Annotated in this window: 23 protein-coding genes; 5 read left to right on the forward strand and 18 right to left on the reverse strand. The window is 61.3% G+C overall.

Annotation, left to right across the window (positions count from 1 at the left end; genetic code table 11):
• The first annotated feature begins 51 nt into the window (after positions 1 to 51).
• The 4 genes from XMD517_RS07660 (at position 52) to XMD517_RS07675 (ending at position 3,017) form a co-directional block, all read left to right on the forward strand.
• The gene (locus XMD517_RS07660) at positions 52 to 759 is read left to right on the forward strand and encodes a DUF484 family protein (RefSeq protein ID WP_173485777.1); all 708 of its coding nucleotides are present in this window, start codon (positions 52 to 54) and stop codon (positions 757 to 759) included.
• Positions 760 to 773: 14 nt separating this feature from the next.
• Complete coding sequence (locus XMD517_RS07665; protein WP_173486321.1) at positions 774 to 1,724, forward strand: tyrosine recombinase XerC; 951 nt, start codon at positions 774 to 776, stop codon at positions 1,722 to 1,724.
• Between the two features lie 55 nt (positions 1,725 to 1,779).
• On the forward strand, positions 1,780 to 2,472 hold the full coding sequence (locus XMD517_RS07670) for a phosphatidylcholine/phosphatidylserine synthase (RefSeq protein WP_173485778.1): 693 nt from the start codon (positions 1,780 to 1,782) through the stop codon (positions 2,470 to 2,472).
• Between the two features lie 179 nt (positions 2,473 to 2,651).
• Entirely contained in the window at positions 2,652 to 3,017 is a 366-nt protein-coding gene (locus XMD517_RS07675; RefSeq protein ID WP_173485779.1) for a ribbon-helix-helix domain-containing protein, read from the forward strand.
• A gap of 108 nt (positions 3,018 to 3,125) precedes the next feature.
• Here XMD517_RS07675 and XMD517_RS07680 read toward each other — a convergent pair whose 3' ends face one another.
• From XMD517_RS07680 to ileS, 12 genes are all read right to left on the reverse strand, one after another.
• A complete protein-coding gene (locus XMD517_RS07680; RefSeq protein ID WP_173485780.1) occupies positions 3,126 to 3,575 on the reverse strand; it encodes a molybdenum cofactor biosynthesis protein MoaE in 450 nt (149 codons plus the stop codon).
• A gap of 1 nt (position 3,576) precedes the next feature.
• A complete protein-coding gene (gene moaD / locus XMD517_RS07685; protein ID WP_173485781.1) occupies positions 3,577 to 3,825 on the reverse strand; it encodes a molybdopterin converting factor subunit 1 in 249 nt (82 codons plus the stop codon).
• The gene (pgsA, locus tag XMD517_RS07690; protein ID WP_173485782.1) at positions 3,818 to 4,492 is read right to left on the reverse strand and encodes a CDP-diacylglycerol--glycerol-3-phosphate 3-phosphatidyltransferase; all 675 of its coding nucleotides are present in this window, start codon (positions 4,490 to 4,492) and stop codon (positions 3,818 to 3,820) included. Before pgsA ends, moaD begins: the two co-directional genes overlap by 8 nt.
• 18 nt (positions 4,493 to 4,510) lie before the next feature.
• On the reverse strand, positions 4,511 to 6,433 hold the full coding sequence (gene uvrC / locus XMD517_RS07695; protein WP_173485783.1) for an excinuclease ABC subunit UvrC: 1,923 nt from the start codon (positions 6,431 to 6,433) through the stop codon (positions 4,511 to 4,513).
• A gap of 307 nt (positions 6,434 to 6,740) precedes the next feature.
• Positions 6,741 to 7,538, reverse strand: coding sequence for an SDR family oxidoreductase (locus tag XMD517_RS07700; protein WP_173485784.1), 798 nt, complete (start codon positions 7,536 to 7,538; stop codon positions 6,741 to 6,743).
• A 19-nt stretch (positions 7,539 to 7,557) separates the two neighbouring features.
• The gene (locus XMD517_RS07705) at positions 7,558 to 8,523 is read right to left on the reverse strand and encodes a calcium/sodium antiporter (protein WP_173485785.1); all 966 of its coding nucleotides are present in this window, start codon (positions 8,521 to 8,523) and stop codon (positions 7,558 to 7,560) included.
• Positions 8,524 to 8,526: 3 nt separating this feature from the next.
• On the reverse strand, positions 8,527 to 8,703 hold the full coding sequence (locus tag XMD517_RS07710) for a hypothetical protein (protein WP_173487793.1): 177 nt from the start codon (positions 8,701 to 8,703) through the stop codon (positions 8,527 to 8,529).
• Positions 8,704 to 9,501 (reverse strand): S49 family peptidase, encoded by a 798-nt coding sequence (locus XMD517_RS07715; RefSeq protein ID WP_173487808.1) that lies wholly within the window; start codon positions 9,499 to 9,501, stop codon positions 8,704 to 8,706. It lies immediately after the preceding gene.
• 92 nt (positions 9,502 to 9,593) lie between these two features.
• Positions 9,594 to 10,355, reverse strand: a complete 762-nt coding sequence (locus XMD517_RS07720; protein WP_173485786.1) for an ABC transporter permease — start codon at positions 10,353 to 10,355, stop codon at positions 9,594 to 9,596.
• Entirely contained in the window at positions 10,352 to 11,275 is a 924-nt protein-coding gene (locus XMD517_RS07725) for an ABC transporter ATP-binding protein (RefSeq protein WP_173485787.1), read from the reverse strand. The genes XMD517_RS07720 and XMD517_RS07725 overlap by 4 nt, the downstream gene beginning before the upstream one ends.
• Positions 11,276 to 11,326: 51 nt before the next feature.
• Positions 11,327 to 11,785, reverse strand: coding sequence for a methylated-DNA--[protein]-cysteine S-methyltransferase (locus tag XMD517_RS07730; protein ID WP_173485788.1), 459 nt, complete (start codon positions 11,783 to 11,785; stop codon positions 11,327 to 11,329).
• Between the two features lie 329 nt (positions 11,786 to 12,114).
• On the reverse strand, positions 12,115 to 15,024 hold the full coding sequence (gene ileS, locus XMD517_RS07735; RefSeq protein WP_173485789.1) for an isoleucine--tRNA ligase: 2,910 nt from the start codon (positions 15,022 to 15,024) through the stop codon (positions 12,115 to 12,117).
• 286 nt (positions 15,025 to 15,310) lie between these two features.
• Between ileS and XMD517_RS07740 the strand changes: the two genes are divergently transcribed.
• Positions 15,311 to 15,745: a group III truncated hemoglobin gene (locus XMD517_RS07740; RefSeq protein ID WP_254449673.1), complete on the forward strand. Its 435-nt coding sequence runs from the start codon at positions 15,311 to 15,313 to the stop codon at positions 15,743 to 15,745.
• 66 nt (positions 15,746 to 15,811) lie between these two features.
• On the opposite strand, the gene XMD517_RS07745 is transcribed toward XMD517_RS07740, so the two are convergent.
• From XMD517_RS07745 to XMD517_RS07770, 6 genes are all read right to left on the reverse strand, one after another.
• Entirely contained in the window at positions 15,812 to 16,294 is a 483-nt protein-coding gene (locus tag XMD517_RS07745; protein WP_371732375.1) for a DUF2269 family protein, read from the reverse strand.
• Positions 16,294 to 17,601, reverse strand: coding sequence for an SDR family oxidoreductase (locus XMD517_RS07750; RefSeq protein WP_173486324.1), 1,308 nt, complete (start codon positions 17,599 to 17,601; stop codon positions 16,294 to 16,296). The genes XMD517_RS07745 and XMD517_RS07750 overlap by 1 nt, the downstream gene beginning before the upstream one ends.
• Entirely contained in the window at positions 17,601 to 20,498 is a 2,898-nt protein-coding gene (locus XMD517_RS07755; RefSeq protein WP_173485791.1) for a DUF2339 domain-containing protein, read from the reverse strand. Before XMD517_RS07755 ends, XMD517_RS07750 begins: the two co-directional genes overlap by 1 nt.
• A gap of 94 nt (positions 20,499 to 20,592) precedes the next feature.
• Complete coding sequence (locus tag XMD517_RS07760) at positions 20,593 to 21,600, reverse strand: YcjF family protein (RefSeq protein WP_173485792.1); 1,008 nt, start codon at positions 21,598 to 21,600, stop codon at positions 20,593 to 20,595.
• Complete coding sequence (locus XMD517_RS07765; protein ID WP_173485793.1) at positions 21,597 to 22,034, reverse strand: GNAT family N-acetyltransferase; 438 nt, start codon at positions 22,032 to 22,034, stop codon at positions 21,597 to 21,599. Before XMD517_RS07765 ends, XMD517_RS07760 begins: the two co-directional genes overlap by 4 nt.
• Positions 22,031 to 23,446, reverse strand: a complete 1,416-nt coding sequence (locus tag XMD517_RS07770; protein ID WP_173485794.1) for a YcjX family protein — start codon at positions 23,444 to 23,446, stop codon at positions 22,031 to 22,033. Before XMD517_RS07770 ends, XMD517_RS07765 begins: the two co-directional genes overlap by 4 nt.
• Between the last annotated feature and the right edge of the window lie 77 nt (positions 23,447 to 23,523).

The raw sequence follows: 23,523 nt of genomic DNA on the forward strand, positions 1-23,523 counted from the left end.
CGTTTCGTGTATACACACGAGAAAAGATAAACAAAAATACCTGAGGCAGTGATGGCGACTTCTCTTTCCATTGCGGATGATTTGCGGGAGGCATTGATCTCTCGACCCGAAGTTATTCTGGATGATCAGGATCTTATGCGCGCGCTGATTGCAGCGAATGAACGCGCGATGGGATCCAATATCGTGGATTTGCGCGGTGTCGCAATGGAACGGCTGGAAACCCGGCTCGATCGGCTGGAAGACACCCATCGCTCCGTCATTGCCGCCGCTTATGAGAACCTCGCAGGGATGAACCTGATCCATCGCGCCGTGCTGCGTATGCTGGATCCGGCAGATTTCGAAGATTTCATGATGGATCTCGGCGGCGAAGTGGCGGACATTTTGCGCGTCGACGCGGTGCGACTGGTGCTGGAAACGGTGCAGAGCGAAAAGAACGCAGCCGTGCAGAAACTGGGCCAGGTGCTGGCCACAGCCCAGCCCGGCTTCATCGACGACTACCTCGGCACATCACATGACCAATCCGGCCGCACCGTGTTCCTGCGTCAGATCCAGGAACAAAATCCGGCCATATACGGCGAAAGCGGTTATTGGGTGCGGTCCGAGGCCTGCATCCGCCTTGATCTGGGCCATGGCCGTCTGCCCGGTATGCTGGTGTTAGGGGCCGAGGACCCGCATCAGTTCAAACCGGGGCAAGGCACCGATCTTCTGCAATTCTTTGGCGGGGTGTTTGAACGGGCAATGCGCCGCTGGCTGTCGTGAGCGACCCAGCGGTCATGATCTCCCCCGGTGCGCGGGACGCGCTGGAGGGTTTTTTGACCCACAAACGGGCGCTGGACGGGGCTTCCGACAACACGATTTCAGCGTATCAGACCGACCTGATCGGCTTTCTGTCCTTCATGGCCGCACATCTGGGCGGACCGCAGGGACGGGCCGCCCTTGCCAATGTCACCCTGTCGGACATGCGCGCCTGGATGGCGCATGAACGCGGACGCGGCGTTGCGGCACGGTCGCTGGCCCGCGCGCTGTCTGCGGTGAAAAGTTTCTATCGCTGGCTGTCCGAGCGGGACGGGTTTGATGCCACCGCCGTGCTGTCCGTGCGTAGCCCGAAATTTTCCAAAAAACTGCCCCGACCGTTGCCAGCGGAGGCCGCGAAAGCGGTGCTGGATCTGGTTGGCGACCAGGCCCGTCAGGACTGGGTCGGGGCACGGGACATTGCCGTGGTCACCCTGCTATATGGCTGCGGCTTGCGGATTTCCGAAGCCCTTTCCCTGACCGCAGCAGACGCCCCGCTGGCCGAGGTGCTGCGCATCCGCGGCAAGGGCGGCAAGGAACGGCTGGTGCCCGTGCTGCCAGCCGCCCGCGACGCGGTGGAAACCTATCGTCGCCTTTCCCCCCATGCGGAAACGCCGGAGGCACCGCTGTTTCGGACAGTGCGCGGCGGGCCGTTGCGGCCAAGGCAGGTGCAGAAAGTGATGGAGCAAACCCGCCTGCAACTCGGCCTGCCTGCCAGCGCCACACCACATGCGATGCGTCACAGCTTTGCCACACATCTTCTGAATGCCGGCGGCGATCTGCGCGCCATTCAGGAACTTCTGGGCCATGCCTCTTTGTCGACCACCCAGGCCTATACGGCGGTCGACACCACCCGCCTGATGGAGGTTTATGAGGCGACCCATCCACGGGCCCGCCCATCTGCCCGTTCAGCGGCCCGCTCATCAGACTGAGACAATCTCAACCTTCCCCCTTTCTTCCAGCCCGCTTTTCCGGCACAAGGGCCGCATGGATATTCGTACAAAAGCCCTGCTCGTCCATCTGCTCACCGCCACTGGTGCCGTTTTCGCCATGCTGGCCATGCTGGCTGCGGTGGATGAGAAATGGGGGCTGATGTTTGTCTGGCTTGTCGTGGCCTTTGCCGTGGACGGGATCGACGGTCCGCTGGCGCGCCATTACGAGGTCAAGGTCAATGCGCCGCAATATGACGGGGTGTTGATGGATCTGATCATCGACTATCTGACCTATGTGTTCATCCCGGCCTATGCGCTGTTCAAATCGGGGCTGATGCCCGGCTGGACCGGCTGGGTGGCGATCATTGTGATCACCTTCACCTCGGTTGTGTATTTTGCGGACACACGCATGAAAACAAAGGACAATTCCTTTTCCGGCTTCCCCGGTTGCTGGAATATGCTGATCATTGTCCTGTTCGCCACCGAGCCCAGTTTCTGGCTGATGCTGGGGCTTGTTGTCACCCTTGCCATCGCCATGTTCTTCCCGCTGAAATTCATCCACCCGACCCGGACAAAACGCTGGCGGAGCGTCAGCCTTCCGGTGGCGCTGGCCTGGACCTTTTTTGCCGGCTGGGCCGCCTGGGTAGAGTTCCATCCGGAAAGCTGGGCCCATTGGGGGCTGGTCCTGACCTCGATCTACCTGTTGGGGGCGGGGATTGCGCAACAGATCATTCCCGAGCGCAGCTGACGCCGGGCCGGTGGTGGCCCAATCCGCGATGATCTTGCGGGTTTCATTCCCTTCCTGTTCCGGGTCGGGAAACGCCCCCGCGTAAAAGCAGATTTCTCCGGTCGCTTTGCAAACAGTTTGGTGTAAAATGCCACCAGTCGAGAGACGTGATTTTTGGTTTCAGGTCGGAGGTCCCCCCCATGTGCCGTCTGTTTGTCGGAGCTGACACATCCTTTTGGGAAAGCAATACCCGGGTGTTCCGCGTGGACGGGACGCTTTTGTCGCTTGAGATCGAGAATTTCTACTGGGACGTGCTGGACCGGATCGCCCGCCGGGACGGAATGAATACGGAGCAGCTGGTCAACACGCTGTATTTCGAAGCGATCGACGCCGATCACACCGAGGGCAGTTTCGCCTCATTCCTGCGGGTATGTTGCGGCCGCTTTCTGGACCTGCTGCAAAAAGGCGAGATCCCGGACGATGATACGCCGATCCGAGAACTGGATGCGGATGCCATTCTGGAGCGCGAAAATCAGCCTCGTCTGCGGGTGGTGCACGAAGCTTGAGCCTCAGGTGAGGGCATTCGGGGGCCTGTTCGGGGCCCGCGTGCAAAAGCCCCCTTCGGATAGCCAGCGGATAGTCAGAAGCGGGCCGCCCTGATTATTCCGACCAACTTATTCCGACCAACGCTTCAGCGCTTCTTCATCATTCACCTTGGCATCCACCCAGGCGGTTTCACCGGCACGGGTGAACTCTTTTTTCCAGAAAGGCGCGCGGGATTTCAGGTAATCCATCAGAAACTCTGCCGCCTCGAACGCGGCCACCCGGTGTTTGGCGGCGGTGGCCACCATCATGATCTGATCTCCGGGGCGCATCGGCCCATGCCGGTGGATGACAAGGCAATCGGCCAGTTGCCAGCGCGCGGATGCCTGATCGACCATGGCGGCAATCGCCTTTTCGGTCATGCCGGGATAATGTTCGATTTCCATCCGGTCGAGCGACCCATCATCATCCCGCACCACCCCGGTAAAGCTGACCACGGCGCCCACATCACTGCGACCGCGCCCAAACCCACGGAGTTCGTCGCTGGGGTCAAATCCTTCGGTCTGGACACGGACGGTCATATCAGCCGCCTGTCATGGGCGGGAAAAACGCCACTTCGCGCACGCCGTCGAGCGGTGCGTCGAAATCCGCCAGCTCCTGATCGAGCGCCACCCGCAGGGCGGAAAGATCTTTGAACGCTTCGGCGTAACGCGGCTCCCGCGCGCGCAGTTCCTCCACCAGCTCCGCCACGGTTGCGGCGTTGGTGTTGACCTGTTCGCGCGGTTCACCCACCCGTTCGCGCACCCAGGCAAAATACATGACTTCAACCATTTTCAGGCTCCTCACGCAGGAAAGGCAGCGCCTTTCGGAAGTAATCCCAACCAGTGATCATGGTCAGGATTCCGGCGATCCATAGAAGTGACACACCGATATAGGTCGACCAGACGAGGCCGGTCGAATAGAAATTCAGCCCCAGATCATCGGGCAGGGTGCCGGCAAAGATCTCAGCGACAATGGCGTCATCCATGCCAATCGTGCGCTCCAGCAGGCTGTGTTCGAAAATCCCGGTCGAAAACAGAACCGCGATGGCCACCATCTGCACGGTGGTTTTCCACTTGGCCAGATTGGTCACTTTCAGCGCACGGGCCTTGTCGCCAAGGGTCTCTCGCAGGCCGGACACAAACACCTCGCGGTAGATGATCAGCGCAGAGGGCAGAAGGATCCATGGGGTCATGCCCGCATAGCCATTGATCACCAGAAGTGCGATCAGCACCATCGCCTTGTCGGCAATCGGGTCCATCGCGGCGCCAAACAGGCTTTCCAGTTTCCAGGCCCGCGCCAGATACCCATCAAGGTAATCGGTGATCGAAGCGACGATAAACAGGATCATCGCATACCAATCCGCCCAGGGCCGGGCGAAATAGAGGAACATCACGGGGACCAGCGGGGCTGCGATCAGCCGGGCTACGGTCAGGATATTAGGAAGTGTCCATCTCATGGCATAACCCTTAACGCGTCACGACCGGTCATGGAAGAAGGCATAGATGGTTTCAGCCAGACTTTCTGAAATTCCGTCAACGGCTTTGAGGTCCTCAAGCCCCGCGCGCGACACGGCCTTGGCAGAGCCGAAATGCGCCAGAAGCGCGCGCTTGCGCGCTGCCCCCACACCCGGCACCTCATCCAGCGGCGTTGCCCCCTGTGCCTTGGCGCGTTTGGCCCGGTGGGTGCCAATGGCAAACCGGTGCGCCTCATCCCGCATGCGCTGGATGAAATAGAGCACCGGGTCGGTGCGCCCAAGCGCAAAGGGGCGCTGTCCGATGCGGTGAAATTCTTCCTTGCCATGATCCCGATCCACACCTTTTGCCACCCCGACCATCGGAATGTCGATCACCCCCATCTCCTGCATGATCTCATGGACCGCGCTGACCTGCCCGGCCCCGCCGTCAATCAGCAAAAGGTCCGGCCAATGCCCCTCCTGCCGGTCGGGGTCTTCCTTGAGCAACCGTTTGAACCGTCTGGTCAGCACCTCTTTCATCATGCCGAAATCATCCCCCGGCGTGAGCTCCTCCCCTTTGATGTTGAATTTGCGATACTGGCTTTTCAAAAACCCCTCGGGACCGGCAACAATCATTGCCCCCACCGCATGTGCCCCCTGGATATGCGAGTTGTCATAGACCTCGACCCGGGCGGGCGGGGTGTCGAGGTCAAACGCCTCGGCCAGCCCTTTCAGGAGCCGCGCCTGCGTGGCGCTTTCTGCCATCCTGCGGCCCAGGCTTTCGCGGGCATTGCGCTGCGCCCCGGCGACAAGTTCGGATTTTTCACCCCGCAACGGCACGGCAATTTCTACCTTGCGGCCCAGCTTCTCACTCAGCGCCTCTTCCATCAGATCCTGATCATCCAGCGGATCTGACAGGAGGATCAGGCGTGGCGGCTCTTTCTGGTCGTAAAACTGTCCGACAAACGCCTGCAAAACCTCCCCCGCACTGACCACATCGCGCCCATTGCCCACGCGCGGATAGAAATCACGATTGCCCCAGTTCTGATGGGCGCGAATGAAAAAGACCTGCACACAGGCCTGTCCGCCATCCATATGCAGTGCAATCACATCCGCCTTCCCCACGCTGCGCGGGTTGATGCCCTGCGATTGCTGCACCTGGGTAAGGGCCTTGATCCGGTCGCGCAGGACCGCGGCCTTTTCAAACTGCATCGCCTCTGAGGCCGCCTGCATCTCGGCCGCCAGATCGCCCTGCATCTTGGTGGTGCGCCCGGACAGGAAATCCTGCGCCTCGCTGACCAGCCCGGCATAATCCTCTTTCGACACCCGATCCACGCAGGGCCCCGCACAGCGTTTGATCTGGAATTGCAGGCAAGGCCGGGTGCGGCTGGCAAACATCGCATCCGAGCAATTGCGCAAAAGGAACACGCGCTGCAACTGGTTCAGCGTGCGATTCACCGCATCCGCGCTGGCAAAGGGGCCGAAATACTGCCCTTTTTCTTTCCGCGCACCGCGATGTTTCTTGATCATCGGGAAGTCATGATCCGTGACGAGAATGTTCGGAAAGCTTTTGTCATCGCGCAGGAGCACGTTGAAATGCGGTTTCAATTGTTTGATCAGGTTCTGCTCCAAGAGCAGCGCCTCGGTCTCTGTTCTGGTGGTCAGAAACATCATCGAGGCGGTCTGGCTGATCATCCGCGCGATCCGCGCAGAGTGCCCCCTGGGTTTGGCATAGTTCGACACCCGTTTTTTCAGGTTTCGCGCCTTGCCCACATAAAGCACCCGCCCCTTTTCATCGAGCATGCGATAGACACCCGGCGACCCGTCCAACAGGCGCAGATATGACTGGATCACCTCATGCCCGGCCAGCTTGGATTTGGCGTCGGGGGCAGGGGTGACATCGGGCCGGTTGGTGGCCCTGTCTGACGAACGATCCTGATCCATGGTGTCCTGTGCGAATCTCTTGCTGACTGCAATCTTACCGTGCGAGAGGCAAGGGAAAACATGCCCACAAAATCTGTGGATAAGTCTGAGGATTTCCTGCGCGACTGCAGGGATTTCCCTTGTTTTACACCCTCCCCTTTAGTTTGCCTATTTTTTAGGCAGTTTCTTAAGTGACTGATATTTCATGCAAAAAATATGAACATTTTGTAATGTTTTGATTTCATTGCAAAAAAGATAGTTAACGCTGGAGAAGAATTGAACGGGTGCACAACTTTGGGCTGCTCGTGCAATTTCACCTTCCCTTAGGTTACTTTTCGACCCCGCGAATATCCGGCGTTTTCCAGCCAAGATGCTGCCCGCCATCCACGGCAATCACCTGACCGGTCACCGAGGGCGCGTTCAGAAGGTAGGAAAATGCAGCCACGATATCCATGGTTCCCGCGCCACGCCCCAGCACCGTGCCCGCACGTTGCGCTGCAAAATGTGCCTCGGACTGGCGGTGCCCGATCAGGGTTGGCCCCGGCGCAATTCCGTTGACCCGCACATGAGGAGCCAGCCCCTGGGCTGCCGTCTGGGTGAGGGTCCAAAGCCCAGCTTTGGCCAGCGTGTAGGTCATGAATTCCGGGGTCAGTTTCTTGATCCTCTGATCCAGCATATTCACCACCACGGCGCGCGCGACGGGTTCCCCATTTTCATCCGTCACCGCCTCTGGCACCTGTGCGGCAAAGGACTGAATCATGAAAAACGGGGCCCGCAGGTTGGAATTGATATGACGGTCCCAGCTGTCTTGTGTAGCGGTCGAAATCGTGTCGTATTCAAACACCGACGCGTTGTTGACCAGCGCGGAAAGCGGGCCGCCCAAGGCCTCGGCCGCCTGCGGGACCAGCATTTCTGCCGCCCGCATATCCAGCAGATCTGCCTGAAGCGTCACCGCGTTCCGGCCAAGGTCGCGGATCATCGCGGCGGTCTCTTCCGCCCCGTTGGCAGAGGCCGCATAATGCACCGCCACGTCATATCCCTGACGCGCCAGTTCCAGCGCCATGGCGCGACCGAGCCGGGCCCCAGCCCCGGTGACCAAAGCCCGTTTTGTCATCTGCTCTGTCATCGCGCGCTCCTGCAAGGGGTTAATGGGCCAGCACTATCGACACGTAGACCAGATAAAGCAATGTCAGAACACCGCCCCAGATCCGGCCCATATGCCATTTCCAGAACACGAAAGGCGCCAGCAGTGCGGACACGGCCAGCATCACCCAGATATCGAACTGAAGGATGCCCGGCTCAACCGGGATCGGCCCCACAAAGGACGCCACACCGATAATGGCCAGCAGGTTGAACATGTTCGAACCGATCACATTGCCCAGCGCCACCTCGGCCTGATTGCGCAGGGCCGCCATCACGGTGGTGGCCAGTTCGGGCAGGGAGGTGCCAAGGGCCACAAGGGTCAGGCCGATCACGGTTTCAGAAACCCCCATGGCGCGGGCGATATTTGTGGAGGCATCCACCAGCAGATCCGCCCCGAGAGGCAGGCCGATCAACCCGAGGATCAGGAACAGGATCACCTTCCACCACGCCATGTCGGGGTCAGCCCCTTCGACCTCTTCATCCTCGTCACAGGGCTCTGCCTGATTTTCCTTGCACGCACGGCGATGGCACAGCGCCTCGCCAAAGGCCGAATAGAGGATCAGCCCCAGCACCGACAGCAGGATCGCGCCCTGCACCCAGGTGATGACGCCATGAAAGCAGAGGATGAAAAACAGGACCGAGGCCGCCATCATCTGTTTATAGCTTTTGCGTGTGTCACACGAACCGGTCGACAGCCCGCGCATAAGGGCGGGCACCCCCAGCACCAGAAGGATATTGGCAGTATTTGACCCCACAACATTGCCCAGCGCCAGACCGGGCACACCTTCATGAATGGCCTGCACCGAAATCAAAAGCTCGGGTGCAGAGGTGCCGAACGCCACAATGGTCAGCGACACGATCAGCGCAGGCACACCAAGGCGCAGCGACAGGTTCACCGCGCCGCGCACCAGGCTGTCGCCTGCGAGCAAAAGAATAATGAGGCCAAGGGCCGCGAAAATCAGATCCAAGGCTCAGCCCTTTCCCCTACACTCACATCCGTTCTTCCGGGCGGACCGGCCCAGAAGAAACCGCCCGCATCGGGGGCATTTCATTGCGTCCACGCGGTTCTGACCGGGATAGCGGAGCTTGCCGAACATGGCCAGCACCCCCATCGCCACCAGAAAGAGGACAACAATCTTGATCACCATTTAAAGGCCAAATCGCGCATATTCCGCACGCTCCTCAATCTGGGTGATCGCGTCATTCATCAGGCGCAGGCCAAAGCGGGACAGGATCCCGCGCCGGACGCCATAAACACGGAAGCGCACCTTGTCGCCAAACCGCGCCTTCATTGTGGGCACCAGATGGCCGATCCCGTCCACCAGCCCTTTTTCGAAGGCCTTGTGCCCCAGCCAGATCTCGCCGGTAAACAGATCTTCACCTTCCGGCAATTTGCCAGCCCGGCGGGTTTCCACCTGGGTCTTGAAATTCACGTGGATATCGTCAAGCAGCCCTTTCAGACGTTCGACATCTTCGGGGTTTTCCGGGCGGAACGGGTCCAGCTGTGATTTGGATCTGCCCGCCGTGTAAACCCGCCGGTCCACGCCCAGCTTCTCGATCAGGCCCGTCAGACCAAAGCCCGCCGATATCACGCCGATGGAGCCAACAACCGAATTTTCATCCACCAAGATCTCATCCGCCGCCGTCGCCAGCCAATACCCGCCCGAGGCGGCCACATCTTCGACAAAGGCCACCACTGGCACATCTTTTTCCGCCGCCAACCGGCGAATGCGTGCGGCGATCAGGCTGGATTGCACCGGCGAGCCGCCCGGAGAATTGATCACCAGCGCCACCGCGCTGGGTTTCCCCTTGCGAAAGGCGCGCTCGATCGCGGGGGCCATGGAGACATCGTTCAACTGCCCGCGATTGCCGCTGGCGATCATGCCCTGCAGGCGGATCACCGCAACCGTGGGCGGGCGTTTCAGGAAGGGGATCAGCTTTACCATGGGGGTGATGTAATCTGCCTGCGGGTTGGTCTCAAGGGTTGAGACGGGGGGTTTCTCCCCGTCAGTGATATTTCCTGGATCAAACGCCGGGATCAACTGCGCAGCCGCCAGCCGGTGCGGAAAATCCAGCCAATAGCCAGGAGGCACGCGCTCATGAACCCGGCAATGGCCACCACCGACCAGACCACCGACACATCTGCCACATCAAAAAACGCCCAGCGGAAGCCGGAGATCAGATAGACCACCGGGTTGAAGAGCGTGATGGATTGCCAGACCGGCGGCAGCATCGAGATCGAGTAAAAAGAGCCGCCAAGGAACACGAGAGGCGTGATCACCAGAAGCGGAACCAGTTGAAGTTGTTCAAAGTTTTTCGCCCATATGCCGATGATGAACCCGAGCAAGGCAAAACTGAGACAGGTCATCACCAGAAATGTGATCATCCAGATCGGATGCGCTATGGTCAGATCAACAAAGAAATGCGCGGTGGCAAAGATGATCAGCCCGATCATCAGTGCCTTGGTCGCAGCCGCCCCCACATAACCGATCACAATCTCGACAAAAGACACCGGCGCCGAGAGGAGCTCATACACCGTGCCGATGAATTTCGGGAAATAGATCCCGAAGCTCGCATTTGTCGTGGCCTGCGTCAGCACCGTCAGCATGATCAGGCCCGGCACGATAAAGGCGCCATAGCTCACCCCCTCGACCTGGTCGATCCGCGACCCGATGGCCGCGCCAAACACCACGAAATAAAGCGAGGTGGACAGGACCGGGGATATGACCGACTGTGCCAAAGTGCGAAATGTCCGTGCCATTTCAAAGCGATAGATCGCGGCGATTGCATTCCAGTTCATTCCACATCCTCCTTCACGAGATCGACAAAAATCTCTTCAAGCGAGCTTTGCTTGGTCGACAGGTCCACCATATGCAGCCCAGCCGCGCGCAGATCCGCCAAGAGGCCGGTGATCCCGGTGCTGTTGGCCTGCGTGTCATAGGTGTAGATCAGGTGGCCATTTTCCATGGTCACCCCCTTGCCCGCCAGCGAGGGCGGCAATTCTTCAATCGGATCCGAAAGCTCGATATGCAATTCCTTGCGCCCAAGCCGCTTGATCAGCGCGTCCTTCTCTTCGATCAGCAGGATTTCACCCTTGGAAATCACCCCGATCCGGTCCGCCATCGCCTCGGCCTCTTCGATGTAATGGGTGGTGAGGATGATGGTCACGCCGGTCTCTTTCAGACGCGCCACAATCTCCCACATGTCCTTGCGCAGCTCCACATCCACACCCGCCGTGGGTTCATCCAGAAACAGGATGCGCGGATCATGGCAGAGCGCCTTGGCGATCAGCACCCGACGCTTCATGCCACCTGACAGGGTCATGATCCGATTGTTGCGCTTGTCGTAAAGGCTGAGCAGCTTCAGGATCTCCTCAATCCGCGCATCATCACGTGGCTTGCCAAACAGCCCACGCGAAAACCGCACCGTATTCATCACCGTCTCAAACGGTTCCAGATTGATTTCCTGAGGCACCAGCCCAATCAGGTTCCGCGCCGCGCGAAAATCGTGAACATGGTCATGCCCAGCCACGGAAATTGTCCCCGAACTCGCCGTGGCAATCCCGCAAATTATTGAAATAAGAGTTGTTTTCCCGGCCCCATTTGGACCAAGCAGGGCCAGGATCTCACCTTCTTCAATCGAAAGATCCACGCCTTTCAGGGCCTGATGCCCGCCATCATAGGTCTTGGTCAGCCCGCTGACCTTCAGGATCTCGGCCATGATCACTCCTGTCTTCCCCATCTGCCCGTCTTTATACGCAGGCCAAAGAGATCAGATAAGCAATCCCGCAGCACCTTCAAGACGCAAAAGCTGAACTTTTGTCTCTATCCCACCCGCGCCGGAAAACCCGACAAGCCTGCCACCGGCCCCCATCACGCGATGACAGGGAATGAGGATCGGGATCGGGTTGGCGCCACAGGCATTTCCGACCGCCTGCGCAGAATTGCCGGTCAGCGCAGCAATTTCGCCATAGGTCAGGGTCTCTCCGTAAGGGATGGACGACATGGCCGCACAAACCGCCCGCTGAAACTCGGAGCCCCTGACGCGAAGGGGCAAATCGAATTGACGCAGCCGCCCGTCAAAATATGAGACAAGCTGCGCCTGCGCCTCACGCAACAGCGGGCTCACCCCCTGATCAGGAGCCTCCCCCCAGGTTAACCGTGTGATCGTTCCGCTTTCTTCTGTAACAACAAGCGGGCCAACCGGAGAAGGACATGTGATCTGCAACATGCCCCCACCCTGCCCCACAAAACCGCCATCAGCAATCCGAAGCTTGCGAAGAAGGGGCTTTGCCCCTCGGCCTCCCTCTTCGAGGGCGCCCTCACCCCAGGATATTTCTGACCAGAAAATGAGGGCACAGATCTTCTTCTTGCTCAAAATACTTCGGGGGAGAGCCCATCTGAAAGATGGGCCGGGGGCAGCGCCCCCAACCGGCTCACGACGTGAGCTTTCAAAAGCGCCGCGCCTCAAGCGCGGCTCCGCCTGACAATGAAAGGCCATAACAGACAATAAAAAAGGGCGCGCCGCAGCACGCCCTTGATTGTGTCAGATGGCAACCATCACCCCAGCGCGCTGTTGCAGCGGCCACAGGTGTCTGGGTGGTCATGTTTGCCCACATCCGGCAGGATCTTCCAGCAGCGGCCGCATTTCTCGCCCGCGGCTTTTTCAAACACCACGCCCACGCCCTCAACTTCCGGCAGGCGGAAAGCTTCGGCGGGCAGCGGGTCATGTGTCAGCACGATCTGCGAGGTGATGGCGACGTCTTCAAACGTCACGGTTTTCAGCGCATCCAGCACATCAGCGTCCCGCACATGCACCACCGGCGCGGCCTCCAGAGAGGCACCGATCACCTTATCGCGACGCTGGATTTCCAGCGCAGCGGTGACCACACGACGCACGCGGCGGATACCGGCCCATTTTGCAGCCAGCGGTTCATCCAGCCAATCCGCGGGCGTGTCCGGCAGGTCGATCATGTGGACCGAGCTGTCATCCCCCGGGAACCGCTCCAGCCAGACCTCTTCCATGGTGAAACACAGAACCGGCGCGAGCCAGGTGGTCAGGCGGTGGAACAGGATGTCCAGCACGGTGCGCGCGGCACGGCGGTTCAGACTGTCTTCGCCGTCGCAATAAAGCGCGTCTTTGCGGATGTCGAAATAGAAGCTCGACAGATCCACGGTGGCAAAGTTGAACACGGCCGAGAACACGCCCTGGAAGTCGAAGGTTTTATACCCCTCACGCACGGTGTGATCGAGTTCCGCCAGACGGTGCAGCACCCAGCGTTCGAGCTCGGGCATATCCGCCACATCCACGCGCTCGCGCTCGTCAAACCCATGCAGGTTGCCCAGCATGAAACGCATCGTGTTGCGCAGGCGGCGATAGCTGTCAGCCACCCCTTTCAGGATCTCGTCGCCGATGCGCAGGTCTACCGAGTAGTCCGATTGCGCAACCCAAAGGCGCAGGATATCCGCGCCATATTGCTTGATCACCTGTTCCGGCGCGATGGTGTTGCCCAGCGATTTGGACATTTTCATGCCCTTCGCATCCAGCGTGAACCCATGGGTGATCACGTTCTTATAAGGCGCACGACCTTTCGTGCCACAGGCCTGCAGCAGGGATGAGTGGAACCAACCGCGGTGCTGGTCGGTGCCTTCCAGATACACGTCGGCAATGCCATCCTCGGTGCCATCTTCACGGTCGCGCAGCACAAAGGAGTGGGTCGAGCCACTGTCGAACCACACGTCGAGCACGTCGAAAACCTGCTCATAGTCTGACGGGTCTGCCGCATTGCCGATAAAGGCTTCCTTGGCCCCCTGTTTATACCAGGCGTCGGCCCCTTCGGCCTCGAAAGCCGCTGAGATCCGCGCGTTCACCTCAGCATCCCGCAGCAGGAAATCCGGGTCCGTCGGCAGCGCGCCTTTTTTCACGAAACAGGTCAGCGGCACACCCCAGGCACGTTGACGCGACAGCACCCAGTCGGGGCGCGCTTCGATCATTGAATAGAGGCGGTTGCGGCCCGCTTGCGGCCACCATTTCACCAGCTTGTCGATCGAATTGAGCGCACGGGTGCGGATGGTTTTGCCCATCTCATCCTGCCCATCCCCCACTTCGCGGTCCACCGACGCAAACCATTGCGGCGTGTTGCGGAAGATCACCGGCGCTTTCGACCGCCAACTGTGCGGATAGGAGTGGGTCACCCGGCCACGAGCAATGATGCCACCGGCCTCAACCAGTTTGGCGATCACAGCGTTGTTGGCCTTGCCCTCCTTGCCCTTGCGGTCAAAGACCTGAAGCCCTGCAAAGAACGGCACATGGGGCAGGAACTCAGATTCCTCACCCACATTATGGGTCATCCGGTCGATCCAGTTGCGCTTGACGAAACATTCATAGTCGTCGGCACCGTGGCTGGGGGCCGTGTGCACGAACCCGGTCCCGGCATCATCCGTCACGTGATCGCCATCGATCATCGGCACGTCATAGTCCCAGAAGCCATTTGCTCCGTCGAGACCAGCGAAGGGGTGCTTGGCGATCAGGCCAGCAAACTCGCTGGCCGCCACATCCCGCACACGGGTGAACCCGGTCACGCGGGACTTGCCCAGTGCATCCTCAGCCAGCGTATCTGCAAAAAGATAGAGGTCACCCGGTTTGGTCCAGCTTTCTTCTTCGGTCGCATCAACGCGGTAAAGCCCATAGGCCACCTTGTCGTTATAGGCGACTGCCTTGTTCGACGGGATCGTCCACGGCGTGGTCGTCCAGATTACCACGCGGGCCTCTGCCAGATCACCTTCGGCATTGGCAAATGAGAACGGCACCCAAATCGTGTGCGACTTGTGGTCGTGATACTCGATCTCGGCCTCGGCCAACGCGGTCTTTTCGACCGGCGACCACATCACGGGTTTCGACCCCTGATAAAGCGTGCCGTTCATCAGGAATTTCATGAATTCCTCGGCAATCACCGCTTCCGCGTGGAAATTCATGGTCAGATAGGGGTCCGCCCAATTGCCGGTGATGCCCAGACGCTTGAACTCTTCGCGCTGGATGTCGATCCAGCCCTCGGCAAACTTGCGACATTCCTGACGGAAGTCGACAACATCCACGTCGTCCTTGTTCTTGCCCTTCTTGCGGTATTGCTCTTCGATCTTCCATTCGATCGGCAGACCGTGGCAATCCCAGCCCGGCACATACCGCGCATCATATCCCATCATCTGGTGCGAGCGCACGATCATGTCCTTGAGGATCTTGTTCAGCGCATGACCGATATGCAGGTGGCCGTTGGCATAGGGGGGGCCGTCATGCAGCACGAAGGGCGGGCGATTTTCGGCCTTGCCCTTCTCGCGCAGACGATCATAGACGCCGATCTCGTTCCAACGATCAAGCCAGCCCGGCTCGCGCTTGGGCAGGCCTGCGCGCATCGGGAAATCGGTTTCGGGAAGGCTCAGGGTGTCTTTGTATTCTGGGGTGTCGGCACACATGTGTCCGGTCCTTTTCGGAAACTGTTCGTCTGTCTGGGGAAGGAGCGGCGCGGCAGGTCCATACGCCTTGTCCCGGCGTCTCAGATCGCGAGCGCCGGGCAGATAATTCGAATAATGATGATCGCCTGATGGTGCATCATGGGGGCGTTATAGGGCCGCGCGCGGGCTTCGTAAAGCCATGATACCATGGCACCCTGCGCGCAATTGTCCTGCTTTCACCGCTTGGCAACCCGCTGCGACCCGACTATTTTAGTCAGGAAACCCCAACAAAACCCGGACCCTCACGATGCCCACCCCCACAATGCCCAACCCAATGCAGCTTTTCGACATCACAGGGGAAGAGATCGACCAGGTGCTGACCCGGTTTTACGCCCGGATCCGCACCCATCCCGAACTGGGTCCGATCTTCAACGGCCATGTTGGCACCGGGGATCCGGAATGGCAGGACCATATCGCGCTGATTTCACGGTTCTGGCGCGGGGCGATCCTGCGCGAGCCGGGCTATGACGGCAATCCGATGCGCGCCCATATGCAGGCCGGAAACGTAATGGCAGAGCATTTCGACCCGTGGCTTGCGCTGTTCGAAGAGGTGGTCACCGAAGAGCTTGCCCCGCAAACCGCCCGCCCATGGATCGCGCTGGCCCACCGGATCGGGCGTGGGCTGCGGTTGGGCGTCGAAGACCTCCACCGGCCAAAATCCGCCCCGCCCAGCCTGTTCTGACAGCGTCTTTTCTTGCTGAAAATACCTCGGGGTGAGGACGCAGTCCGAGGGGCAGCGCCCCTTTCACTACAAATCAGGCCGCGCCAGCATCACCCAGAAAATCGCCAGCATCGCCACAAAAGCGGGCCAGCCACAGGCAAACCAGATGCGATACAGGCGGTGGTATTGGTCCGGCAGCTCTGCCCCTTCCCGCGCGGCCCCCTTCGCCAAATCCCGCAGCCGGATCTGGATCCAGACCACCGGCAGCCAGAACAGGCCAACAAAAAGATAAAGCCCGATACCGGTCAGCAACCATGGCTCCCACAGGCTCCACCCCAATCCCCATGCCAAAAACGTGCCGGTGATCGGTTGCACCACCGCAGCGGTCGCGGTGAAGATCATGTCGGCCAGCACCACGATCCCCGCCACATGGGCGATCAGGACCGGGTCCCGCGACCGCTGGGCCATCACCATGAAGAACGCAATCCCTGCCCCCGTGCCCATCAGCACCGTGGCCCCAAGGATATGGGCCCATCGCAGCAATAGCAGCCCGTCCATCACGCCTTCCATCAGCGGCGCTCCAACATCACCCGCAGGGTCAGCGCGGCCAGGATCACCGGGATCACCTTGACCAACGGCCCCAGCGGATCGACCCAGAGCTGCGGGGTGACAAAACTTGCCGAGCACAGATAGATCACACTGACGAAAATCATCCCCCAACAGGCCAGCCCGGCCCAGCGCCGGAGCCAAAGCGCCATCCCAAGTGCAACGTCAACCACCGCCCAGAAAAGAACGGAGAGCTTTGCGGGCCACAGCGCCCAACCCGCATCGGTCAGAACTTGTGCCGCCGCGGTCAGAGAAACCACCCCCATCACACCGGACACAATCCAGAAAAGCGACAGGCCCACCAAAAGCACAGGCATCAGCAGCGACAGGCGCGCCTGCATCCGGTGCTCTGCCCCGACCGGTATCGACGCCAGAACCGCAGGCAAGGAGGCAACCGCCCCACCCGCCGCCTGAAAGGCCGCCGGATCGCCAGTGATCCCGTCTTTCAAGACCTCAAGGGCGGTGCTGCGCAGGGGCGAACGCCAGCCCAGCCGCCCGAGACCATCGGCACAGCGCCCGACCAGCGGAAGCAGGATCGCGGGCACGGGAAGCAACATTCGGGCGGGTGGGAAGCCCAGCCAGTTTCGATGGGCCGCAATAACCTCACGCAAAGGACGAGGCGTGTCTTCAACCAGATCAAACACCTCCCCTTCAGGCAATTCCCCGGCCAGTGCGGCCTCAACCGCACGGGCGAGATCGTCAATGCCAACAGATTGCACCGGCGTTTTGCCAAGGGCCACCGGCTGCACAAACGGCACTGCCGCCAACATCCGCAAAAGCATAGTGCCGCCATAGGCCTGCTGCGCGATGACCAGGCCGGGGCGCAGGATCCAGACCGGTGCGGCCGAGGCAAGAAGAGCCGCATCCCCAGCCGCTTTTGACCGGAAAAAGGCGGTGCTGGCATCCGGGCACACCCCGGCGGCAGAGATCTGCACAATGGCCACATCATGGCGCGCAGCTGCCTCAGACAACGCGGCAAGCATCCTGTGATGCACCGCCGACAGGTCATCTTCGCCACCATCCTGCAACGCGCCGGCACAATTCACCACCGCGTCACAGTCTTTTAGCAGATCAGCCCAGTCGGATGGGGCGGTCAGATCCCGCAAATCAGCAATATGCCACGCCAGATCCGGCAGGATGCGCTGCGCGGTTGTGCGGTTGCGCCCCAGCCCGGTCACCTGATAGCCAGCGGCGCTGAGGTGGCGGGCAATACGCGCGCCGATCAGCCCATATGCCCCCAATATCAGAACCCGCCGCCGGTCTTGGCGCATCACGGATCAGGTCCCGGTTTGGGAGCATCCCCGTCGCCCTTCCCCCGATTTGCCGCCCAGCGATTGAGCCAGGCCAGAGCCACCAGCGACAAGCCCAGCGCGAGGAAGGAAAAGACCCGCATCAGCCCGTCCAGCCCGGCCGCATCCACCAGGAAAACCTTGGCAGAGGTCAGGGCGATCACCCCCATCGCCACCCGGCGCATCAGATCGGATCCGCGTGCAATCGCCTGATAAAGCAGGGCCGCTCCGACCAGCAGAAGGGCAACCGTGTAGGTGTAAAGCTCAGGCTGGCGCATCGGTTGACCCGCAAGTTCGGGGCCGCGCCAGAAATGGGCAATCTCACCCACGGCCCAGAAGGCCAGAAGCCCGGCCCCGCCAAGCGCAAACCCAAGGCGGGCTTTTCCCGGCAGGTGCGACATCCCACGCGCCACGCCCAGCAAAAGCAACGCAGGCAGCGCATAAGCCACACCAAGGGTGCTCAGCCCCGGCCAGCCGTGGATCACCTCGCCATAGATAGTGAACGGGTTGTCCACCAGCAGCGCGCGCGCCAGATAGCCAAGCGCCAACACGCCATAGATTGCCGCCAGACCAAGTCGCAGCGTGGCCAAACGCCCGCCCAGCTGGAGCCGCCACAGCTGCACCGCGCTAACCAGCATCCAGATCAGCGCATTCAGCCCATCGCCCCAATGCTGTTCATATTGCACGCCCGTGGCCGTTTCGATCGCACGGTCCAGCAAGAGGGCGGCAAAAATGGCCGTCAGCGACAGGGCGGCACTTTCCAGCGTGACCAAAGCCTTGAAGCGGTTGCGGTCCTTGCCAATCCACCAAGCCGCCGCCAGCGGCAGGATCGACCCCGCAAAGGCGAAGCTCACGCTGCGGATCGGGGCGTCATCCGCCCAGGGAAGCCCCGGGTCCAGCACCAGCCGGGCCGAGACCAGAATGGTGCCAACCACGGCAAACCATTCCAGCAGCGGCAGATCGAAGCGCCGGTCAATCTCGACCGTGACCAGCACGGTCAGCGCCAGCGCCACGGTCAGCGCCGAGGGTGACAGCACCAGCATCAGGGCAAAGCTGATCAGGCCCAGCGCCGAAATCAGGGCAAGCGACAGACGCATCCGGTCCTTGTCCCCGGCGCGGGCAAACCGTTCCAGCTTGATCACCATAATCGCGGCCACCGCCAGCACCACCAGCGCCCAGCGGAAAGCGCCAATCTGGTTGGCGGGTATCCATGTCAGTTCCAGCACCACCAGCATGGCCGGGGCGAAGATGGCAGATGCAAAGGCCCAGACACGTTTGTGGCCATCACTGGTCAGGCTGCGCCAGGCGGCAATGATCCCCACCCCCACGGCGAGGGCAAGCAGATAGGCCGGGGCCAGACGCAGGTCGCTCTCAACCCCGCGCTCGATCCCGTTTGCCAAGGCCCCCTCCTGTCCGATCGGCACGATGAACGCCTGCCAGACATCCAGGTAGAGCACAGGCTGCATCGCGGCGGTGATCAGCATTCCGATGGCGGGCAGGATCGGCAGATCCTCCATCGCCACACAACGCCGCGCCCAGATGGCCATCCCCCCGGACAGGAGCGTCAAAGCCAAGATCGACAACCAGAACTCGGCACTGCCAGCCGTCGAGGCCAGCATCAGCCAGACCACACTTACCGCCATCAACCCCTGCAAAAGCAACATGCGGCGCGGCAGGCTGCGCAGCGATTTCGTCGTGACCAGATGTGGCAGAAGCGCCGCCCCCGGCAGGCGGGGCAGAACGCGCCACCCCATGACAATCACCGCGGCAAATGGCAAGATCAGCGCCGAGCCGATCACCCATTCCGGGTCCACATCCGCAAAGCGCACCAGCACGACCAGCAGGATCTGTCCCAGGATGATCGACAGCGCCGACAGCCACTTCCAGCGGCGATAGGTATCAATTGCCAGCCCCACCAACGTGACCAGCCCAAGATGGGCCACCACCGGAGACGCGTCGGAGCTTCCCCCAAGAAGAAACGGGGTGACAAAGGCCCCGACAATGCCCAGCACGGACAAAAGCGGCCCGGTCAGCCACCCCAGCACGATGGCCCCGGCCGCAACCACAAGCAGCCCGGCAAACAACGTGGTTGGCCCGATCAGATCATACATGTGGCGCGCGGCCAGAAGCCCGGCAAACAGGGTTACGATCCCTGCCCCGGAAAAGACAGAAGGCAGGAAGGCGGCGGGGCTGTCTTCGCCGTCCCCCCAGCGTTTGCGCAGATACTCACCTGCGCCAATCAGCAGGGCACCGAAACCAAGGGCGGCCAGCACCCGTGCGGTGGGCGGCAACAGCCCGGCTTCGATCCCGTATTGCACAAGGAAAATCCCGGCCAGCGCCAGCGACACCGCGGCCACGGCATAGACCCAGTTCTGCACAAGCCAGCTGCCCAACTGCCCCATCATCCGGTCAAAGGCCGAGGGGGTGCGCGGGGTGGGTTTTTGCGCGGGCAAACCCGGCTTTACAGTGCCCGGTTGACGCGCAGCTTTGGTGGTCGGGGGAGGCGTTGTGCCGGACGCCCGGGTGCGCCTTGCCACTTTGGGGTCCCCCCAGGGAGCCCGCGAAGCAGCCTGTGACGCGGGCTGTGATGTGGTCTCTGATGTGGGCCTTGATGCAGCCTGTGGCTTGGCTGTTGGGCCGGGCGCCGCCTCTTGCAATCCGGCTTGACGGGGCTGCCCGGTCGCGGTCGCTCCCCCCTCCAGGGGATCGTTCTGCGCCCTGCCCTCCAGCGCCTCCAACTGCTGTTCAGCAGACCGAACACGACGGCCGAGATCGATGTTCTCGCGTCCCAGACGCGCTGTTCTGACCAGCAGATAGACCACACCCACCGGCAGGCCCAATCCATAAATCAATGCAATCAATACCAAAAACGGTTCCATCACATGCTCCTGTGAGATTCGCAGTCAGCCTATCCGGCCCAATGGCAAAGCACCATTGAGGAAAACCCGTAGCGAAAGGCCAAAGCGTCGCGGCTCAGTCTTTCTGGCCAAAAAGCCCCACAAGGGCACGTTTCACGATGACCGTCACCTGCGGGCGTTTTTGCGCAGTGAAGGGCAAGGGGCGGCACACCTCCATCGCGGCGACGCCGACACGGGCGGTCAGCGCCCCATTGACCACCCCTTCGCCGAACCGGCGCGACAGTTTTGACAAGATCCCGCCGCCGGCCAGAGATCCAAGCAGATCGTCCCCAACGGCCACGGCACCGGTTGCAACGAGATGGGTCATGACCGCCCGCAAAAGGCGCCAGCTGCCCAGCGTGCCGGCGCGCCCGCCATAAATCTCGGCCACGCGGCGGATCATGCGGATATTTCCGGTCAGCGCCGCCACCACATCGGCTAGTGCGACCGGAACAATGGCGGTCACGGTGGCCACCTGACGTGCGGCGACCTCGATCTCGCGCAGGGCGGCCTGATCCAGAGGGGCCATCAGTTCATTTTCTGCAAGCGCCAGCAGCGTGTCGGCGTCAAACGCATCCGCTTCGCGCGCGCTGAGGCGATCAAGTGCCCATTTCATCTCGTCCCGGCCACGATAGAACCGGGTCAGGCGCGCCACCACCGCGCGCGCTTCGCCAAGATTCTGATGGGCAAGTGCACGGGCCACCTCCCCCTGCAGGTGATCCACCCGGCGCAACCGCACCAGGGCGAGCATTTCGCGCAGGCCCAGAAGCGCCCCCACCAAGAGGAAGGCCGCCAGAAGCGCCATGGCCACGGTGCCCAGCCAGAGGTTGCGCGTGATCAGCCCGGTGATGAAATCATAAGCCGCAACAGACAGCGCAAATCCCGCCAATGCGATGAACAGCGACCAGAACCACCGGCCCAGTCGGGACGGGCTGCGGGACGCAACCGATGCCACCGCCTGCATGGCGGCCCCGGTGGGGTCGGGCTGGGGTGCATCCGGCACGGGGGGCACCTCGGCGGGGCTGTGTGTCGGCGCATCCTCCAGCTCGATCAGAACGGGGCCTGCATTTTTGTGGTTGGTCATTGCGGCTTACTCCATTCATATCGGATATCGGGCAGGGCTTCGTCATTGTCCCGGCCATCGCCACGGGCCACTTCGTGAAACCCCTTACGCAGATAGAACCGCTGGGCGGCTTCGTTGGCGACAAAGGTATAAAGGGTCAGCCGGTTGCTTGCCTGTTTGGCATGGTCCACCAACGCGCCGCCAATTCCCCGCCCCCGCGCATGAGGGGCGACGTAAAGCGCATGGATATCGCCCTGCGCACGCGCGAGAAACCCAAGCACCCGGCCCTGCTCCTGCGCCACGCTAACCCAGCCACGCGCCACCAGTCTGGCTGCAAATTCCTTTTCCGACGCGCGGGAATGCACCCGGGGCATCCAGGGCGTGGCAGCATTCCACTGGCTGAGGATATTGGCAATGGCGGGGGCCTGGTCGGGCGTTGCGGGTGTGATCTTCATAGCCGGTCCCCGATGAGGAACTCGGCTGCGCGATCAAGCCGGATATGGGGCGGGCCTTCGCCCGGCTTCAGGCTGATATCAGCCGGGGCAAAGCGCATGATCTGATAATCTGCATCCAGCCAGCTTTCGGCGCCATTGCGGGCAGGTGACAAGAGCCGCGCCGGGTCTTCGGGCAACGCGCCGGGATAAAAGGCGGCCGATTTTCCCGTCTCCAGCAGCCGCCCACGGACACAATCCAGCGCCTGCCCCTGATGATCAATCCGCTCTTCCACCGTGGTGCGCAGGGCGGCAATCGCCATGGCCGCGGTTTTGGCACCGGCAAAATCGGCCCGGTCCCTTGCCTCGCGCAACAGCGCCTCGGTGATGGCGGTCAGCTGCGGATGCTGGGAATGGTGCAGGTGATCGGCCTTGGTTGCGGCAAACAGGATCCGCTCGACCCGGCGCCCGAGGAAAAGCTGGCTGAGGAACGCATTGGACCCTGGGCGAAACGCGGAGAGGATATCGGCCATTGCCCGGCGCAGATCCTCAAGCGCGGCGGGTCCCGCATGGATTGCGCCCAGCACATCGACCAGCACCACCTGCCGGTCAATCCGGGAAAAATGGTCGCGGAAAAAGGGTTTCACCACCCGCGCCTTATAAGCTTCGAACCGGCGTTCAAACTCACGATACAGCGACCCGCGCGGTGGTTTGGCAAGCGGGGGCAGCGGCGCGAATGTCAGCGCGGGAGAGCCCTCCATGTCGCCCGGCAGCAAAAAGCGGCCGGGGGTGCAGTCGGAAAACCCGTCCTCACGCGCCTGTCTGAGATAGGTGGCAAAGCTCTCAGCCAGCGTTTTGGCATGGGGTTCGTCAAGGGCCTCGGCGCTGTCTGTCGCGCTCATGCGGGCAAGGAAATCCGCCGCCTGCGGGCGCCCGTCCACCCGTGCCAGCGTGTCGGCAGACCAGTCGGCAAAGCTTTGATCCAGCAGCGCAAGGTCCAGCAGCCATTCGCCGGGATAGTCGACAATATCCAGATGCACCGTGCGCGGGCCACGCAGCCCGCCCAGAAGCCCCGATGGCTGCACACGAAACGACAGGCGCAGCTCGGATATGGCGCGGGTCGAGGCGGGCCAGACCGGGTCCGGCCCGGTCATGGCCGCCAGATGTGTTTCATAGTCGAACCGGGGGACCAGATCATCTGGCTGGGGCTGCAGGAACGCGGTCTGGATCCGGCCCGTGGTGGCGGCGGTCAACCCGGTCATTCGCGCCCGGTTCATGAGGTTGGCCACCAGCGAGGTGATGAACACGGTCTTGCCTGCACGGCTGAGCCCGGTCACGCCCAGCCGGATCACCGGTTCAAACAGTGCCTCGGATGTGGCATCGCCCACCGCCTCGATCTGGCGTGAAATGCTGTCTGCAATATCCCCGAGCCCCACGGTGTTCTCCTTGTTGTTTGACAAAGAGATAAGGCGGGGGGCGGGGTTTCGCTAGGGGGGAACTGGGGGGGAAGTTG

This window comes from Aliiroseovarius sp. xm-d-517 (genome assembly GCF_013283135.1).
GTDB classification, from domain to species: domain Bacteria; phylum Pseudomonadota; class Alphaproteobacteria; order Rhodobacterales; family Rhodobacteraceae; genus Aliiroseovarius; species Aliiroseovarius crassostreae.

What these genes read in the sequence shown, in the direction of transcription:
- XMD517_RS07660 (WP_173485777.1), top strand. Translation starts at nt 52, where the DNA reads ATGGCGACTTCTCTTTCCATTGCGGATGATTTGCGGGAGGCATTGATC.
- XMD517_RS07665 (WP_173486321.1), top strand. Translation starts at nt 774, where the DNA reads ATGATCTCCCCCGGTGCGCGGGACGCGCTGGAGGGTTTTTTGACCCAC.
- XMD517_RS07670 (WP_173485778.1), top strand. Translation starts at nt 1,780, where the DNA reads ATGGATATTCGTACAAAAGCCCTGCTCGTCCATCTGCTCACCGCCACT.
- XMD517_RS07675 (WP_173485779.1), top strand. Translation starts at nt 2,652, where the DNA reads ATGTGCCGTCTGTTTGTCGGAGCTGACACATCCTTTTGGGAAAGCAAT.
- XMD517_RS07680 (WP_173485780.1), bottom strand. Translation starts at nt 3,575, where the DNA reads ATGACCGTCCGTGTCCAGACCGAAGGATTTGACCCCAGCGACGAACTC.
- moaD (WP_173485781.1), bottom strand. Translation starts at nt 3,825, where the DNA reads ATGGTTGAAGTCATGTATTTTGCCTGGGTGCGCGAACGGGTGGGTGAA.
- pgsA (WP_173485782.1), bottom strand. Translation starts at nt 4,492, where the DNA reads ATGAGATGGACACTTCCTAATATCCTGACCGTAGCCCGGCTGATCGCA.
- uvrC (WP_173485783.1), bottom strand. Translation starts at nt 6,433, where the DNA reads ATGGATCAGGATCGTTCGTCAGACAGGGCCACCAACCGGCCCGATGTC.
- XMD517_RS07700 (WP_173485784.1), bottom strand. Translation starts at nt 7,538, where the DNA reads ATGACAGAGCAGATGACAAAACGGGCTTTGGTCACCGGGGCTGGGGCC.
- XMD517_RS07710 (WP_173487793.1), bottom strand. Translation starts at nt 8,703, where the DNA reads ATGGTGATCAAGATTGTTGTCCTCTTTCTGGTGGCGATGGGGGTGCTG.
- XMD517_RS07715 (WP_173487808.1), bottom strand. Translation starts at nt 9,501, where the DNA reads ATGGTAAAGCTGATCCCCTTCCTGAAACGCCCGCCCACGGTTGCGGTG.
- XMD517_RS07720 (WP_173485786.1), bottom strand. Translation starts at nt 10,355, where the DNA reads ATGAACTGGAATGCAATCGCCGCGATCTATCGCTTTGAAATGGCACGG.
- XMD517_RS07725 (WP_173485787.1), bottom strand. Translation starts at nt 11,275, where the DNA reads ATGGCCGAGATCCTGAAGGTCAGCGGGCTGACCAAGACCTATGATGGC.
- XMD517_RS07730 (WP_173485788.1), bottom strand. Translation starts at nt 11,785, where the DNA reads ATGTTGCAGATCACATGTCCTTCTCCGGTTGGCCCGCTTGTTGTTACA.
- ileS (WP_173485789.1), bottom strand. Translation starts at nt 15,024, where the DNA reads ATGTGTGCCGACACCCCAGAATACAAAGACACCCTGAGCCTTCCCGAA.
- XMD517_RS07740 (WP_254449673.1), top strand. Translation starts at nt 15,311, where the DNA reads ATGCCCACCCCCACAATGCCCAACCCAATGCAGCTTTTCGACATCACA.
- XMD517_RS07745 (WP_371732375.1), bottom strand. Translation starts at nt 16,294, where the DNA reads ATGGAAGGCGTGATGGACGGGCTGCTATTGCTGCGATGGGCCCATATC.
- XMD517_RS07750 (WP_173486324.1), bottom strand. Translation starts at nt 17,601, where the DNA reads ATGCGCCAAGACCGGCGGCGGGTTCTGATATTGGGGGCATATGGGCTG.
- XMD517_RS07755 (WP_173485791.1), bottom strand. Translation starts at nt 20,498, where the DNA reads ATGGAACCGTTTTTGGTATTGATTGCATTGATTTATGGATTGGGCCTG.
- XMD517_RS07760 (WP_173485792.1), bottom strand. Translation starts at nt 21,600, where the DNA reads ATGACCAACCACAAAAATGCAGGCCCCGTTCTGATCGAGCTGGAGGAT.
- XMD517_RS07765 (WP_173485793.1), bottom strand. Translation starts at nt 22,034, where the DNA reads ATGAAGATCACACCCGCAACGCCCGACCAGGCCCCCGCCATTGCCAAT.